Annotated in this window: 16 protein-coding genes; 1 reads left to right on the forward strand and 15 read right to left on the reverse strand. The window is 29.2% G+C overall.

Annotated elements, in window-relative coordinates; genetic code table 11:
• Window positions 1-32: 32 nt before the first annotated feature.
• The 8 genes from LLF98_RS06010 to LLF98_RS06045 form a co-directional block, all read right to left on the reverse strand.
• Window positions 33-827: an ABC transporter permease gene (locus LLF98_RS06010; RefSeq protein WP_291701853.1), complete on the reverse strand. Its 795-nt coding sequence runs from the start codon at window positions 825-827 to the stop codon at window positions 33-35.
• A complete protein-coding gene (locus LLF98_RS06015) occupies window positions 828-1,739 on the reverse strand; it encodes an ABC transporter permease (protein WP_291701855.1) in 912 nt (303 codons plus the stop codon).
• Entirely contained in the window at window positions 1,736-2,854 is a 1,119-nt protein-coding gene (locus LLF98_RS06020; protein WP_291701857.1) for an ABC transporter ATP-binding protein, read from the reverse strand. The genes LLF98_RS06015 and LLF98_RS06020 overlap by 4 nt, the downstream gene beginning before the upstream one ends.
• Window positions 2,855-3,033: 179 nt before the next feature.
• Entirely contained in the window at window positions 3,034-3,372 is a 339-nt protein-coding gene (locus tag LLF98_RS06025; protein ID WP_291701859.1) for a P-II family nitrogen regulator, read from the reverse strand.
• 286 nt (window positions 3,373-3,658) lie between these two features.
• A complete protein-coding gene (locus LLF98_RS06030; RefSeq protein WP_291701861.1) occupies window positions 3,659-4,876 on the reverse strand; it encodes a PucR family transcriptional regulator in 1,218 nt (405 codons plus the stop codon).
• A gap of 224 nt (window positions 4,877-5,100) precedes the next feature.
• Window positions 5,101-5,373 (reverse strand): TIGR04076 family protein, encoded by a 273-nt coding sequence (locus LLF98_RS06035; protein WP_291701863.1) that lies wholly within the window; start codon window positions 5,371-5,373, stop codon window positions 5,101-5,103.
• A 125-nt stretch (window positions 5,374-5,498) separates the two neighbouring features.
• Window positions 5,499-6,629, reverse strand: coding sequence for an iron-containing alcohol dehydrogenase (locus tag LLF98_RS06040; RefSeq protein WP_291701865.1), 1,131 nt, complete (start codon window positions 6,627-6,629; stop codon window positions 5,499-5,501).
• Between the two features lie 279 nt (window positions 6,630-6,908).
• A complete protein-coding gene (locus tag LLF98_RS06045) occupies window positions 6,909-8,339 on the reverse strand; it encodes an aspartate ammonia-lyase (RefSeq protein ID WP_291701867.1) in 1,431 nt (476 codons plus the stop codon).
• A 711-nt stretch (window positions 8,340-9,050) separates the two neighbouring features.
• Here LLF98_RS06045 and LLF98_RS06050 point away from each other — a divergent pair.
• Window positions 9,051-9,503: an Lrp/AsnC family transcriptional regulator gene (locus tag LLF98_RS06050; RefSeq protein ID WP_291701869.1), complete on the forward strand. Its 453-nt coding sequence runs from the start codon at window positions 9,051-9,053 to the stop codon at window positions 9,501-9,503.
• Between the two features lie 285 nt (window positions 9,504-9,788).
• Here LLF98_RS06050 and LLF98_RS06055 read toward each other — a convergent pair whose 3' ends face one another.
• The 7 genes from LLF98_RS06055 to speD all read right to left on the reverse strand — a co-directional run bounded on the left by LLF98_RS06055 (window position 9,789) and on the right by speD (window position 16,343).
• A complete protein-coding gene (locus LLF98_RS06055) occupies window positions 9,789-10,310 on the reverse strand; it encodes a nitroreductase (RefSeq protein WP_291701871.1) in 522 nt (173 codons plus the stop codon).
• A 27-nt stretch (window positions 10,311-10,337) separates the two neighbouring features.
• Window positions 10,338-10,484, reverse strand: a complete 147-nt coding sequence (locus LLF98_RS06060; protein WP_291701873.1) for a hypothetical protein — start codon at window positions 10,482-10,484, stop codon at window positions 10,338-10,340.
• 77 nt (window positions 10,485-10,561) lie between these two features.
• Complete coding sequence (gene nspC / locus LLF98_RS06065; protein ID WP_291701875.1) at window positions 10,562-11,704, reverse strand: carboxynorspermidine decarboxylase; 1,143 nt, start codon at window positions 11,702-11,704, stop codon at window positions 10,562-10,564.
• A 115-nt stretch (window positions 11,705-11,819) separates the two neighbouring features.
• Window positions 11,820-13,022 carry a saccharopine dehydrogenase family protein gene (locus LLF98_RS06070; protein WP_291701877.1) on the reverse strand — a complete coding sequence of 401 codons (1,203 nt, stop codon included), beginning with the start codon at window positions 13,020-13,022 and terminating at the stop codon, window positions 11,820-11,822.
• A gap of 172 nt (window positions 13,023-13,194) precedes the next feature.
• Complete coding sequence (gene speE, locus LLF98_RS06075) at window positions 13,195-14,049, reverse strand: polyamine aminopropyltransferase (protein ID WP_291701879.1); 855 nt, start codon at window positions 14,047-14,049, stop codon at window positions 13,195-13,197.
• Window positions 14,050-15,507: an aminotransferase class I/II-fold pyridoxal phosphate-dependent enzyme gene (locus LLF98_RS06080; protein WP_291701881.1), complete on the reverse strand. Its 1,458-nt coding sequence runs from the start codon at window positions 15,505-15,507 to the stop codon at window positions 14,050-14,052.
• 17 nt (window positions 15,508-15,524) lie between these two features.
• Entirely contained in the window at window positions 15,525-16,343 is an 819-nt protein-coding gene (gene speD, locus LLF98_RS06085) for an adenosylmethionine decarboxylase (RefSeq protein ID WP_291701883.1), read from the reverse strand.
• Window positions 16,344-16,412 lie beyond the last annotated feature (69 nt).

Consider the following 16,412-nt stretch of genomic DNA (forward strand, 5'->3'; position numbering starts at 1 on the left):
TAAAGCATTATATATTTTTTAATAACTAACTTTTAGGCTCTTTTTCTTTCTAACAATTTTGACACTAATAATCCTAATAAGAATAATCCAATGATAATTGTTGTAAGTGCATTGACTTCTGGAGATATTCCTGCTTTAACCATTGAATATACCTTAACTGGGAAAGTCATACACTTTGTACCTGCAATAAAATTACTTATTATTAAATCATCTAATGAAAGTGTAAATGCTAAGAATCCACCTGACATTACCCCTGGCATTATCATTGGTAATGTTACTTTTAAAAATGTTGTTCTTCTGTTGGCCCCTAAATCCATAGAAGCTTCTTCTACAGATTGATCAAAACCACTTAGTCTTGATTTTATAGTAATGATAACAAATGGAACCGTTAAAGTTGTATGTCCTAAAATAAGTGTTAACATTCCAAGTGGAAAACTAACTGCACTAAATATTGATAACAATGCAACTGCTAAAACAATTTCTGGAATAACTATTGGAACATATAATGCATTATTTATAACTGATTTTCCTTTAAAATTAAATCTTGCTAGCCCAACTGCACCTATGGTTCCTATGATAACTGCAAGAATTGTACTTACTACAGCAATAATCATTGTATTTCCAAATGTAGATAATAATTCCGAATCATGAAATAATTTTACATACCATTCAGTAGTGAATCCTACCCAATTTGTATTTGCTTTTTGATTATTGAATGAGAAAATTACTAAAATAATAACTGGTATGTATATATAAGAATAAACTAACATTGAAAATATTGAAGAACTTAAGCTTTTAATTTTCTTTCTTCTTTCTCTCTTACTCATTTATTTTGCCACCCCCAGATCATCTAGATCTCCAACACGGCTATACATATATAATACTAATAATGTAATAGCAATTAATACTAACGATATAGCTGCACCAAAAGGCCAGTTCTTAGCTGTTGTAAATTGGTTTTTAATTAAATTACCAATCATCAAGGTTTTTCCACCACCTAAAATATCAGCAGTAAAGTAATATCCTAGAGATGGTATGAATGTTAATATAACACTAGCAAAAATTCCTGATGATGTAAGTGGAAGAGTTACTTTTATAAATGTTTCATATGGTTTTGCACCAAGATCATTTGATGCTTCTATTAATGATTTATCAAGTTTTTCAATAGCACTGTAAAGTGGTAATATCGCAAATGGTAATAATATATAAACTATTCCTACAGTAACAGCATAATCATTGTATAATAATTGCAAAGGTTCTTTTATTACTCCAATTGTCATTAAAAATTTATTTACTATTCCAGATGCATGAAAGAGAATAACCCAACTATATGTTCTTACCAATGAGCTAGTCCAGAATGGTATCATTATTAGCATAATCATTATTCCACGCTTTTTAAGTGGTAGCTTTGTAAGATAATAAGCAAAAGGATATCCAATTAAAATGCAAATTACAGATGAATTAATTGCAATTCCAATTGAATTCAAAATTACTTTAAAATACAATGGATCAAAAATTGTTTTATAATTTTCTAATGTAAATTTGTAATCAATCCCCCCGTAGGTTCCTCTTGTCATAAAGCTCATAAATCCTATATAAATCAAAGGAACAATTACAAAAATTATCATCCAAAAAGAAATTGGTCCAACCATTGAAAGTGCAGGTGCTATTTTATTTTTTAGCTTTCTTTTATTCTTTTTATTATTAATTGATTCTTCTATTGCTCTTCCTTTTTTCATTTAATTCCCTCCTTTTGCGTCTTATCTAATAAATCTACTAATTTATCATCATTACGCTTAATAGGAACCCCTCCATTTTCATCCCAATATAAATAAACAACTTCATTTTCTTTTAATTTCTCTGAATTTGGAAATCTATTTACTTTTATTTCTTCTCCATTAGACAGGACAACTATAGTTTTTATTAATGCTCCAACATAAATATGATCTTTTACAACTCCTGCAAGGGAAAATCCATCTACAGGTGTCTTTGAATACTTCATATTTTCAGGTCTAATTGATACATATAAAGTTTCATTAACTGAAAATCCATCATCCTCAGTTTGGATATTTCCACACTCAGCTGCGATTATTAGCTTTCCATTTTCTTTTTTCGTTACAACTCCTTCTAAAATATTAGACTCTCCTATAAAACTTGCTACAAATTTAGTCTTTGGATGTTCATATATTTCATTGGGTGTTCCAAGTTGTTCTAAGTGACCTCCATTCATGATTGCAATTCTATCACTCATAGTTAATGCTTCTTCTTGATCATGAGTTACATAAACAAATGTTGTTTTTAACTTTCTTTGTAGTCTTTTAAGCTCTACTTGCATTTGTTTTCTAAGTTTTAAGTCTAATGCTCCTAATGGTTCATCTAATAGTAATACTTTTGGTCTATTAACCAAAGCTCTAGCAATAGCAACACGTTGCTTTTGTCCACCAGACATTTGAGCAGGTTTTCTTTTTTCAAAACCTGTTAATTGTACTAACTCAAGCATTTCAGTTACTCTTTCTTTTATTTCTACTTTTGGCACTTTCTTAATATTTAAACCATATGCTATATTATCAAATACTGTCATATGTGGGAATAAAGCATAATTTTGAAACACTGTATTTACATTACGTTCATAAGGTTCTTTATCTTCAACTCTTTCATTTTCAACTTTAATTATTCCTGAAGTAGCATCTTCAAAGCCTGCTATCATCCTTAGGGTTGTGGTTTTTCCACATCCTGAAGGTCCAAGCATTGTTAGGAATTCTCCCTCTTCAATATTCATGTTTAAGTTTTTAACAACTTTATTATCACCATAAAATTTTTCAACATTTACAATCGCTACAATTGGTTCACTCATATTTTTCACGCTCCTTATTATTCTCTGGTGTTGCTTATAATTTAGGCATATGAAAGAAAATAACAAGTCAATATGCAAGTCTATTTTTTGAATATGCCTTATTTAAAATAAAAATAGCCAAAGTTAGTTAAAATGTAGTTAACCTCCTTTGGCTATTAATATATTAAATTATTCATAAATTATAATGCCTTTTCACCTCTTTCTCCTGTACGTATTCTCATTACTTCTACAACATCGTAAACAAATACTTTACCATCTCCAACAGTACCAGTTCCTAAAGCTTCATAAATGTCAGTTAAAACTTTATCTAGTTCAATGTCTTCAATTACTGTCATAACAAATATCTTAGGTAATAAATTTATGTTTAATTCTGGTAAATTCATTTCAGCAACATATCCTCTTTGTTTACCACACCCCATAACTGTAGATACAGTCATTCCATGACAATTATGAGCAGTTAAAAGCTCTTTTAATCCTTCTAATTTATCTGGTCTTGTAATTATTTCTATCTTCTTCATAATAATCCACCTCAATCTTTATTTTTTGAATATACCTTAGATAAAATTTATTAATTTTATCTAAAAAAGGAGCCTACCACATTAAACATATGATAGACTCCTTTGTCTTTAAACTGTTTTTAATTTTATAGACCTGTCTTTGTGAAATTCACACTTTTTTATTAAAAAACAACAAACATCTTTGTTTCTTGTTTTTTAACTTGTTTATATCATAATACTTTATCTTTGTCTTTTCTATAGCCATGCAATATAATATTTTTGTCCACATTGACCAAACTATTTTTCTTTACTTTAACATATTATTTATGTATAATCCCATTTTTACTTTCATACAATCATCAAAATTATGCAAATCGCAATTTAAAAGTTCTTCTATTTTCTTTATACGATATTTTAGAGTATTTCTATGTAAAAATAATTTTTCTGCCGTAACTGTAATATTACAATTTTCATTTAAATAGGTTTCTAATATTTGAAGTAAACTACTATTTTTATTATCATTTTCATCAATTGGCCCTAAGATATCTAAATAATAATTTTCCAATACTTTTCTATTTTTAATACTGAAAAGAAGTCCATAAATTCCTATATCTTTATATTTAGTAATTGTATCATCTAAGCCTTTGCACTTTGCACTATTAATAGCTAATTCAGCTTCATTTAATGATTGTTTCATCATCTTTAAATCTCTATATGAATTACCTATTCCAACACTTACGGAAAGTCCATCTATACGTTTTTTAATCACCTCTTTTATTTCTTTCAAAGCCTTGTCCACTCTATTCATATAATTTTCTTCACATCTGCTAAAAAAGATTACTGAATCATCTTTATCAATAATTGGGACTTTTAATGCATATTTTTCTAATATGTCTTGAACTATCTTTCTAAATGTAATCTTAAGCTTAGATATACTTATCTCATCTTCTAAGTTCTTTGCTTTTAAAAATCTTTCAAATCCATCAATATCTATAACACATATACAACATTCACCATCTAAATTATATCCAAAATAAGCAGCTTTCTCTATTGCTTCACCTTCTAATTCACCATCTCCAAAAAGAATGTTACTCAAAAAATGAGTTAGTGAATTTTCTTCAATACGCGATAATACGATGGCATTACTTATTTCCTTGGAAATTTCAACTAATTTTGCTTTCCAAGGTAGTGAGAATAAAGGAAATTCAATTTCATTTGCAAGGTTAACTGCCTCTTCAGGAATACTTTCAATGTATGGCCCTATATTTATTATTAATCCCGAACCATTTTTTTCATTAATTCCTTTAATAAGCTTTGTTAATACACTCATATCATCTTTCATACCAACACCTGTAATAAAGACTATCTCTCCACCTTGTAACCACTTAATTCCTTCTAATGGATCTTCAAAACATTCTGCTACATATATCCATTCTACAGTTCTTTCCAATCCTGTATTCCCTGCTACTAGTTCCATTTCTTTAAGAGATTCCAATTTTTGAATATCTTTTACTATAATTGACATAGCATCACTCACATCTCCCCAATGAAAATATAAATAAGCTTACATATATATTAATATGTAAAAATTTTTTCTTCTTACTTTTATATTTTTTATATTATCATATTCCCATATATATTTGCAAAATAAAAAAAATAAAGGCTTATGATGGAAATTTTAGTAGTACTTTTCACATATAAAAAATAAGGCTATAGAGTTTTAGTGCTCCATAACCTTTAAGAATATTATTATTCATACTGTATTATTGTAAATTCTACTGTTTCAGGACAATCCGGGCATTGAAATGTCAATTCATCAAATCCCATTTGCTCTGCTGTTACTCTCTTTCGCGCTGCATATATGAATGGATAAAAAGCATTTATTGCTGTTAAGCAAAAATTCGCTGATTTTTCTTTATTTAACACAGCTCCATCTAAGTAAATTTCATCTCCTGCTTTATATAATTCACACTTTGAACTTTTTACAACTAATTTCACCTTGCACTCTTTAAATTTACTCATAATTAACTCTCCTTTTTTTCAATTCACAAGTATTGATGAAATCCCTTGGGATTTCTAAAACTATATATTTTTACAAGTGACCTAGCAATTTGTTCCCTCATTGTGAATTGTATATTGTTAATTGCCTATAATGCTTTATAATAAATATCCTTAATTTCTTCTAAAGTAAATTCTCTAGGATGATTTACAATGCTTGGCTTTGATACTTTCATACAATTTTCTGCTATCCATTCAACATCCTTTTCTCCGATTCCTAATTCACCTAAAGTCACTTTCAAATCAATCTTTTCAAGAAATTTTCTTATAATATCTGCACAATCTTTTGCATCAGTACCTCCTAGTAATCTTGATATATCACTATATTTCTCTATATCACTTTCCCATGACTTTTCAACAATCACTGGTGTAAGTGCAGCAAGACCTTTTCCATGAACAATATCATAAAGTCCACTTGCTGGATGTTCCATACCATGAGGTGCTGTTACTCCTGCTACCCCAATTACCATACCACCTAAAGTACTAGCTAAACTCACATTTTCCCATGCGTCTAAATCAGTTGGATCATTATATAATTTAGTTAAATTTTGTGCCACTAATTTAATTCCATAAAGAGCCTTCATATCTGTTAACGGTTGTCCTATTTTAGATACATAAGCTTCCATATTATGTGCTAATGCATCAAATCCAACAGATGCAAGTATACTTTTCGGCATTGTAATCATAAGTTCTGGATCAATAATTGATGCTTTTGCAATGATTGAATTTGTTCTAAGAGATTTCTTATCCTTAGTCTCTGGATTAGTAAGCACAGAGAAACAATTTCCTTCACTTCCTGTTCCACATGTTGTTGGTACTAAAATTATAGGTAGCGCTTCACTTCCTTGCTTTATTCCAAATATGTATTCTGATATATCTCCAGGATTTTTAGCAGAAAATGCAATGCTTTTAGCTGCATCCATTATACTACCACCTCCAAGTCCTAAAACAACATCACAACCTGTTTCTTTTATAACATCTACGCCTTCATATACAGTTGTAGTAAGTGGATTTTGTTCTACCTTATCAAAAATTTCACATTCAATATTTGCTTCTTTTAATAAATTCACTGTTTTATCAAGTAAACCACTTTTCTTTGTACTACCTCTACCAGTTACTATAAGAGCTTTCTTTCCATACTTTGCTACTTGATTCCCTACTTCATTTATTCTTCCTCTTCCGAATAAAAGATTCACTGGTAAATTATAATTGAACTTCATACTAATTCCTCCTCAATAATTTAATTACTCTTTAAGCTAAACTGTTATTTAAATATAAAGAATATTAAAATAAAAATCCAAAGCCTTTATTCATTAATATTCTAAAATGCAGGTTACAATCTTACTAGTTACTAGATAAAAAAAGATGCCTTTATAAATAATAAAGACATCTTCGTCTGAATAATAGTAACATATTCAAAATATAAATTCTATAACTTCTCTTAACAATATTTTAGTGCACAATGTACAATTATAAGAAAGAAATAATTTGAATATGCCTTATATTGCTTTATTAATTTTTGATTTTGATTCTAAAATTGAAGAGTAATCTACTTGTGTCATTGAAAGCGGATCTAAGATTTTTTCTAATTCTCTAAATGTTAATATTCCTTCATTTAACACAAGTTCTCTAACAGGAATTCCAGATTTCAATGATTTTTTAGCAATATCAGCAGACTTTTTATATCCAATATAAGGACAAAGTGCTGTTACAATTCCTACACTATTGTCTAAAAGCTCCTTACATCTAATTTCATTAGCAGTAATACCTAAAATGCAGTTATCTACTAAAGTCATAGTAGCATTTTTAAGAGTTTCTATAGATTCAAATAAGTTATAGAAAAGAACAGGTTCAAAAGCATTTAGCTCCATTTGCCCAGCTTCTGCAGCCATTGTTATTGTAAAATCATTACCAATAATGTTAAAAGCAACTTGAGAAACCACTTCTAAAATAACAGGATTCACTTTACCGGGCATAATAGATGACCCATTTTGCATTGGTGGTAAATTGATTTCAGAAAGACCAGTTTTAGGTCCACTTGATAATAATCTTAAATCATTTGCCATTTTAGAAAGATTAACTGCACATGTTTTTAAAATTCCTGAAACACTTACAAATCCATCAAGGTTTTGAGTTGCATCAATTAAATCTTTTGATTGAACTATATTATATCCACTTACTTTTTTCAGATTATCTGTAATATTATATAAATATTCAGCACTTACATTTATGCATGTCCCAATAGCTGTACCTCCAATATTTACAGTTAACATTTCTTTCTCGGCTTCTCTTAAACGGTTAATATCACGTTTTATCATTGAGGCAAATGCATGAAATGATTGACCAAGTCTAATTGGAACTGCATCCTGAAGCTGAGTACGTCCCATTTTGATAACATTATTAAACTCTAAAGACTTTAGTTCTAGTGCATTATATAAACGTTGAAGTTCTAAAATGGCTTTTGGTAACATTTTTAGAACTGTAAGTTTTCCGGCAGTTGGAAAAACATCATTAGTAGATTGAGCCATATTTACATGATCATTTGGGTGTATGATATTATAATCACCTTTTGTACCGCCAAGCAATTCAATACCACGATTCGCAATAACTTCATTAGCATTCATATTCGTAGAAGTGCCTGCGCCACCTTGAATTGGATCAACTATAAATTCTTTGTGTAGCTTACCACAAATTATTTCATCACAAGCATTTATTATTGCATTAGCAATAGTAGAATCTAAAAGATTTGCATTTCTATTTGTAATAGCCGCAGCTTTCTTTACTTCAGCAAGACTTACTATAAGCTCACTATGAATTGTCTTGTTTGTGATTTGAAAATTCATACTTGCTCTTAAAGATTGAATTCCATAATAAGAATCTATTGGTATTTCCATGCTTCCTATTGAGTCAGATTCCATTCGCATTTTCATATAAAATTCCCCATTTCTATATTTTTATAATTTTTAATATTTGAAATATAAAACAAATTAAATTTGTATTTTATTACTAATTCTCTTGACATATTGAAGATTATCATGCTTTAAAATCAATGTAAATATTTTTTAAAAATTGTGAATAAAAACTAAGAATGAATATAATGTACTTAATTAAAATTAATTAATATACAAAAATGCTTAATATTATAAAGTATATAATTAAATAGCTAATACGAATGAAAATTTAAAATAATAAGTCAATGATTCGATGTATATTTCGTGTCAGACAAAGAAGTATGTTTGTCTCATAGTGAGGCTATTAGGTTAATATTTTTAATTGATATAGTAAAAAACACTTGCATATTTTGATCTACAACTTTAGAATATAAATAGAATACCCATAAATAAAATTAATGTATAAAATATCAGCTAATTAGTATATATAAATAAAAAATTAATATTAGTAAATTAGATATTACAAACAGTATATGTTAAATATAATTATTACATGAACAAGAAATGAATAATTATGCATCATATGTTTATTTCAATATATTAATGATTAACAATTAAACTGAAAATAATCTAATACAATAACGCAAAGAAGCGCATCAAAAACTAAGTATTATTTTTGATACGCTTTTTTATTATTCGATTTAATCATAGAAATGAAATAAAAATTTATAAAGAATAGAGGTAAACTTAATGGATAAAATTGATTTTAAAATTATTGAACTTTTACAAAAAAATGCGCGTTATCCGCTTAAACATTTAGCTGAAGAAGTGTTTTTATCAACACCAGCAGTATCAGCACGTATCGAAAAGTTAGAACAATCAGGAGTTATAACAGGATATGCAGCACATGTAGATCCTTTAAAACTTGGATATAACATTAAAGCATTTATTAATTTGGAAATGACACCAAAGCAAAAACCTGAGTTTTATCCTTTTATAGCTGAATGTCCAAATGTCCTTGAATGTAATTGTGTAACAGGTAAATATTCTATGCTAATTAAAGTAGCTTATCATACAACTTTAGAATTAGATGTTTTCATTGGCGAACTTCAAAAATTCGGGAATACAGAGACCCAAATAGTTTTTTCTACAGCAGTTGAACATAGGGGAATAGATGTATCTTTAGAGGTTGGAAGCAAATAAATTTGAAGTATTACGTTCATTAACAAAAATATCTAACAAACCTAATATTTAAACTTATTAACAGTTTTGTATCTAATCAGTTCATTGTAAGAAAATTTTCTTTGTATATAAAAAATAAGCAAAGAATCTCACTTTGTGAGTTTCTTTGCTTTAAGCTGACGAAGTATGACACGAAATAGACTAGTATATTGACTTGTTATTTTTTTGATTATGCCTACATTATATAAATAAAAATATCACAAATTAAAATATTGTTATCTACTACATATAATAGTAAATTAATACTTATTTAACAAATTTAACAACTCCATCATTTCTTTCATGTCCTTTGGCTACACTATTAGGGTATCCAATTGATGCCATTCCCCAAACAATATGATTTTCGGGTATTCCAAAGCTTGTTAGTACTTCTCTTACTTCTTTTTCATCACAAATAGTTCTCAATTGATTAATCCAACATGAACCTATTCCTAATGAATTTGCCATTAAAAATATATTTTCAAGAGCACAAGCACAATCTGCAAGTCCATTTACATTATCCTTCTCATTAGATAGCATTATTAAAGTTGGAGGTGCATAAAAATTATACCCTGCATCTCTACTCAAAGCTTCCCTAACAACTTTTGCAAGTAATTCTATCTTTTCTTTATTTTGAACAACAGTAAATTGCCAGCTTTGTTTATTCATACCACTTGGTGCATATGTTCCAGCTTTTAAGATTAAATCTAATTCTTCAGCCTTTATTTGTTCTTCCTTAAATGTTCTTACACTTCTTCTTGTTAATATATTTTGTAATACTTCATTCATAATAACATCTCCATTTCATATAATTTTCTAAAATATTTGATTTATCTTTTTTGCAATTCTTTCACCAAATGTTCTTGCATTTTCATCTTCATTTTCTTCAATTTCATTTATATGTACATATCCTAAATGAGTCTTTGGCTTTCCAAATGTAACTCCTCCTGAATATACTAACATTCCTTTTACCATAAGATGATTTAAAAGTTAACTAAGTTCTGCTAATCAAACGTAAAATTTAGAGCATCACTTATCACTTAAGATAGTCTAGATTTAAAATCTTCATATCCAAATTCTTTTACTACTTTAATACCTTTTTCTTCACTATATTTTACGATTGCAGGAAGATTAATTCCATTAAAAGTATTATTTTTAACCATTGAATAAATAGCCATATCACAGAATACAAGCTTATCTCCTGGTTTTAATGGTTCTTTAAATGAATAATCTCCTATAATATCCCCTGCAAGGCAAGTTGGTCCTCCAAGTCTATAAGTAAACTCAAATTCATTTGGATTTCCAGCATCTTTTATATTAGGTCTATATGGCATTGCAAGTACATCTGGCATGTGGCATTCTGCTGAAGTATCTAGTATTGCTATATCCATTCCATTTTTAATTGTATCTAAAACTGTTGACACAAGAAAACCTGTATTTAAAGCAATGGCTTCGCCTGGTTCAAGATACACCTCTACTCCATACTTATCTTTTATGAAGTTAATAGATCTAATTAGTGTTTCTATATCATAATCTGGTCTAGTAATATGATGACCACCACCAAAGTTAATCCACTTCATATTCTTAATGTATTTTCCAAACTTTTCATCTACCACTTTTATTGTACGTTCAAGGGTATCAGAATTTTGTTCACACATTGTATGGAAGTGTAATCCATCTATTCCGTCAAGCTCTTCTTCTTCAAAATTAGCTAAAGTAACTCCCATTCTTGAATTTTCAAAGCATGGATTATATATGTCTGTTTCTATTTCAGAATATTCAGGGTTAATTCTTATAGCACATTCAATTTTTTTCCCTTGAACATCTTTAACCTTATCTCTAAATTTTTTCCATTGGTTAAATGAATTAAAAACTATATGATCAGAATATTTCATAATTTCATCAAATTCATCTTCTCTATATGCTGGCGCATAAATATGCACTTCTTTACCCATTTCTTCATATCCAAGCCTAGCTTCATGTAAAGAACTTGATGTAACTCCTTTTAGATACTTTCCTATTAAAGGAAAAGTTGAAAACATTGAAAATGCCTTTGTCGCAAGAATAATATTACATCCTGTACTATCTTGAACATATTTTAAGATTTCTAAATTCTTTGTAAGAAGTCTTTCATCTACCACATAACATGGAGATGGTAATTCACTCACATCTATATCTATCATTAAAATTCCTCCTTTTTAGTTAATAATTAATCTCCTTTAGGATATCCTTCGTAAAAATACCAATGAAAATATATAGAAGAAAGCCAATGACTTTCTTCTATTGTAATTTCCTATATTACTTTACTAAAGTTGGAGAAAAATCTTCTTTCCATGGTAATCCCCATTTATTTAACTCTTCCATGAATGGATCTGGATCAAATTCTTCTACATTATACACTCCTGGTTTCTTCCATAAGCCTTTCATTACTAAGCTTGCACCTATCATAGCTGGAACTCCTGTTGTATATGAAATTGCTTGTGAACCAACTTCTTTATAACATTCCTCATGATCACATACATTATACACATAGTAAGTCTTTTCTTTTCCATCTTTTTTACCTTGGAAAATACATCCTATGTTAGTTTTACCCTTTGTTCTTGGTCCAAGTGATGCTGGATCTGGTAAAATTGCTTTTAAAAATTGTAATGGAACTATTTGTTTTCCTTCATATTCAATTGGTTCAATAGAAGTCATACCAACATTTTCAAGTACATTTAAATGTGTTATATACTTTTGTGAGAATGTCATCCAAAATCTAATTCTCTTAATTCCTTTTATATTTAAACCTAAAGATTCTAATTCTTCATGGTGCAATAAATACATGTCCTTTGGTCCTATTTCAGGAAAATCATAAACTTCTTTTAATTCAAGAGGTTCTGTTTCTATCCACTTTCCTTCCTCCCAATAGCTACCCTTAGCTGTTATTTCTCGTATATTAATTTCTGGATTGAAGTTAGTTGCAAAAGGATATCCATGATCACCTGCATTAGCATCTAAAATGTCAATATAGTTAATTTCATCAAAATAATGTTTTTGAGCATAAGCACTAAACACACCTGTAACACCTGGATCAAAACCACTACCAAGTAATGCTGTTATTCCTGCTTTTTCAAACTTTTCTTTATATGCCCATTGCCATTTATATTCAAACTTAGCTGTATCAAGTGGTTCATAATTAGCTGTGTCCACATAATCAGTTTTTGTTTCAAGACAAGCATCCATTATTGTTAAATCTTGATATGGAAGTGCAAGATTGATTACAACATCTGGTTTAAATTTTTCAATAAGTGCTACTAACTCAGGTACATTATCAGCATCTACCTTAGCTGTTTGTATTTTAGTGTTAGTCTTTTCTTCTAGTGAAGCTTTTATAGCATCACATTTTGATAAAGTTCTGCTAGCAATACAAATTTCTTCAAATACCTCTGAGTTTTGGCAACATTTATGAATAGCAACGCTAGCAACTCCGCCAGCACCAATAATTAAAGCTTTTCCCATTCTAATTCCTCCAATTTCTTTATAAATTTATGATTTACCAATTTATAATTTAAGGCATATAAAAGAAAATAACAAGTCAAATATATTAGCATATTGACTTACTATTTTCTGGAATATGTCTAAATTAATATATTTTTTTAATTACAAGTATTACAATATAAAATATTAATTTCTATTCAGTAAGTCCATTTAACATATCTTTAACATAATTAGGTAAAGCAAAACATCCCACATGAAGATCTGTATTATAGTATTTTGTTTTTATACCTAATTTATTCCAAGCATCTGTATTTAAATCTTTAATCGGATTATATTTTTTTGAAGCAAATCCAAATAACCAATGTCCTGATGGATAAGTTGGAATGTGTGCTTGATATACTTTGATAATTGGAAAGAACCCTATTATTTTTTCATGAGCCTCTTTCATTGCTATCGCATCATTATTATAATAGGGGCTTTCATGTTGATTAACCAAAATTCCATCTTCGTTTAATGCTTTATAACAGTTTCCATAAAATTCTTTAGTGAATAGTCCTTCTCCTGGTCCAAAAGGATCTGTTGAGTCTACTATAATTAAGTCATATTCATTTTCTTTAGTTCGTACAAATTTCAACCCATCTTCAAAGAATAAGTTAACTCTTGGTTCATCAAGCTTACATGCTGTTTGTGGAAAATATTCTCTACATACATCAACAACCCTCTTGTCAATTTCAACCATATCTATTTTCTCAATTGTTTTGTATCTTGTAAGTTCTCTTATTGTTCCACCATCTCCAGCACCTATAACTAGAACTTTTTTAATATTAGGATTAGTTGCCATTGGTACATGAACTATCATATCGTGATAAATAAACTCATCTTTTTCCGTTATCATCATTAATCCATCTAACGTAAAAAATTTCCCAAATTCCTTTGCTTCTAGAATATCTATTCTCTGAAATTCAGTTTGTTCAGTATGTATTTGATTTTCAACCTTAATTGAAAATCTAACATTTTCTGTATGTTGTTCTGTATACCATAACTCCATTTATTTTTCCTCCACAATATTAATATTTTCAATTTTAATATCTTCTGTTCCAGTTAAAAAACAGCCCTTTTCTTTTGCATAATCTATGTAATCTAAGATTTCTTTAGTAATTCTTTCTCCCGGAGCAAGAATTGGTATTCCTGGTGGATAACACATTACAAATTCAGAACATATCTTTTTGTCGCTTTCATTCATAGGTACAGAAATCTTTGAAGAGTAAAATGCCTCTTGAGGCGTAAGTACAACTTCTGGATTTATATATTCATGATCAAACATTCCTGCTCCATCTTTTGAATGTAATCTCTTAATTTCTGATAATGAAGAAATTAATCTTTCGATTGCAAGATTACGATCCCCAACAGAAATTATTGCAAGTATATTTCCAATATCACCAAATTCAATTTGTATGCCATACTCATCTCTTAAAAGATCATATACTTCAATTCCTGCAAGTCCTATTTCTCTAGTAAATATAGATAACTTGGTCACATCAAAATCATAAACTGCGTCGTTATCAATTAATTCTTTTGAAAAAGCATAATAACCACCTATTTTATTTATTTCGCTTCTTGCATACTCTGCAATTTGTGTTACCTTTTTAAAGATTTCGCTCCCATGTAGTACAAGATCTCTTCTTGCTAAATCAAGTGATGACATTAAAAGATATGAACCACTTGTTGTTTGTGTTAAATTAATTATTTGACGAACATATCCAACATGTAAATCACAGTTTAATAATAAAAAAGAACTTTGAGTTAAAGAACCTCCTGTTTTATGCATACTAACTGCTGCCATATCGGCTCCTGCTTCTACAGCTGATATTGGCATATTTTCTCCAAAATAAAAATGTGTTCCATGTGCTTCATCTACTAAAACATACATTCCATATTCATGAGCAAGTTTAGTAATTTCTTTTAGATTAGAGCAAATTCCATAATAAGTTGGATTGTTTACAAGTACAGCTTTAGCATCTGGATTTTCTTTAATTGCTTTTTTTACATCTTCAACTGACATTCCAAGCGGTATACCAAGTTTTTTATTAACACCTGGATTTATATAAATTGGAACTGCCCCACTAATTACTAATGCATTAATTGCACTTCTATGGACATTACGTGGCATTATAATCTTTTCGCCCTTTTTGCAAACACTCATAACCATAGCTTGAACTGATGAACTTGTTCCATTTACCATTAAAAATGCATATTTAGACCCAAAAGCACCTGCCGCAAGTTCTTCTGCTTCCTTTATAACTGATACTGGATGACAAAGATTATCAAGTGGTTTCATTGAATTTACATCTACTGAAAGACATTGCTCACCCAAAAATTCTCTAAGCATAGCATTTCCTCGACCTTGCTTATGACCTGGAACATCAAAAGGAACCACTCTTGCCTTTTTATATTCCATTAGAGCTTCATAAATAGGTGCTTTTGAGTGGGATTCTTTATTTTTCATTTTGGCTCATCCCCCCATTAATATATATTAGTTCCACTGAAAATTTCAATCATTTCTTTACGTAGGTTGCTTTCGATTTCAAGTCTTTCTTTTGGCTTAATTTCATAAACATCCCTATTGAAAAGATAATTTTGAAGTTCAATTTCTTTAATTAACATTTTAGTATGAAATATGTTCGACTGATATACATTTATATCCATAGCATCATATTTCTTCAAAGTACCTTCATCAATATAATCTTGTATTGATGTAATTTTGTGATCTATAAACAATTTCTTACCATCAACATCTCGAGTAAAGCCTCTGACACGATAATCTATGGTTATGATATCTGAATCAAAACTTCCTATAAGGTAGTTTAATGCATTTAAAGGAGAAACTTCTCCACAAGTGGCTACATCAATATCCACACGAAAAGTAGCAATTGAGTTATCTGGATGATATTCTGGATAAGTATGCACAGTTACATGACTCTTATCTAAGTGTCCTACAACAGTATCTCTCGTCTTCAAAATGTCAATTTCACCTTTATTACAAGATGCATCTATTTCCTTAACTGCTAAAGTCTCTTCTGATATTAAAATAGTTACACTCGCTCCTTGAGGATCGTAATCTTGTTTTGAAATATTAAGTACATGTGCACCAATACTTTCTGTTACATCACACAGAATCCTTGTAAGTCTTTCTGAATTGTATTGCTCATCAATATATGCAATATAGTCCTTTTGTTCTCGCTCACTTTTTGCATAGCATACATCATAGATGTTAAAGCTAAGTGTTTTTGTGAGGTTGTTAAAGCCGTATAATTTCAGCTTGTTGTCCAACCCTAACATCACAACCTTTCTAGTTCAAATTAAATTAAATTTGCATTAGAATTTGTTTTAAAAACTTAATAATTAAAATAT

This window comes from Clostridium sp., from assembly GCF_021372645.1.
Classification (GTDB): domain Bacteria; phylum Bacillota; class Clostridia; order Clostridiales; family Clostridiaceae; genus Clostridium.

Excerpts from the sequence above, each read along its gene's own strand:
- LLF98_RS06070 (WP_291701877.1), bottom strand. The coding sequence starts at position 13,022 with ATGGGAAAAGCTTTAATTATTGGTGCTGGCGGAGTTGCTAGCGTTGCT.
- LLF98_RS06020 (WP_291701857.1), bottom strand. The coding sequence starts at position 2,854 with ATGAGTGAACCAATTGTAGCGATTGTAAATGTTGAAAAATTTTATGGT.
- LLF98_RS06040 (WP_291701865.1), bottom strand. The coding sequence starts at position 6,629 with ATGAAGTTCAATTATAATTTACCAGTGAATCTTTTATTCGGAAGAGGA.
- LLF98_RS06030 (WP_291701861.1), bottom strand. The coding sequence starts at position 4,876 with ATGTCAATTATAGTAAAAGATATTCAAAAATTGGAATCTCTTAAAGAA.
- speE (WP_291701879.1), bottom strand. The coding sequence starts at position 14,049 with ATGGAGTTATGGTATACAGAACAACATACAGAAAATGTTAGATTTTCA.
- LLF98_RS06010 (WP_291701853.1), bottom strand. The coding sequence starts at position 827 with ATGAGTAAGAGAGAAAGAAGAAAGAAAATTAAAAGCTTAAGTTCTTCA.
- LLF98_RS06060 (WP_291701873.1), bottom strand. The coding sequence starts at position 10,484 with ATGTTAGTATATTCAGGAGGAGTTACATTTGGAAAGCCAAAGACTCAT.
- nspC (WP_291701875.1), bottom strand. The coding sequence starts at position 11,704 with ATGATAGATATAGATGTGAGTGAATTACCATCTCCATGTTATGTGGTA.
- LLF98_RS06025 (WP_291701859.1), bottom strand. The coding sequence starts at position 3,372 with ATGAAGAAGATAGAAATAATTACAAGACCAGATAAATTAGAAGGATTA.
- LLF98_RS06050 (WP_291701869.1), top strand. The coding sequence starts at position 9,051 with ATGGATAAAATTGATTTTAAAATTATTGAACTTTTACAAAAAAATGCG.
- LLF98_RS06080 (WP_291701881.1), bottom strand. The coding sequence starts at position 15,507 with ATGAAAAATAAAGAATCCCACTCAAAAGCACCTATTTATGAAGCTCTA.
- LLF98_RS06015 (WP_291701855.1), bottom strand. The coding sequence starts at position 1,739 with ATGAAAAAAGGAAGAGCAATAGAAGAATCAATTAATAATAAAAAGAAT.
- LLF98_RS06055 (WP_291701871.1), bottom strand. The coding sequence starts at position 10,310 with ATGAATGAAGTATTACAAAATATATTAACAAGAAGAAGTGTAAGAACA.
- LLF98_RS06045 (WP_291701867.1), bottom strand. The coding sequence starts at position 8,339 with ATGAAAATGCGAATGGAATCTGACTCAATAGGAAGCATGGAAATACCA.
- LLF98_RS06035 (WP_291701863.1), bottom strand. The coding sequence starts at position 5,373 with ATGAGTAAATTTAAAGAGTGCAAGGTGAAATTAGTTGTAAAAAGTTCA.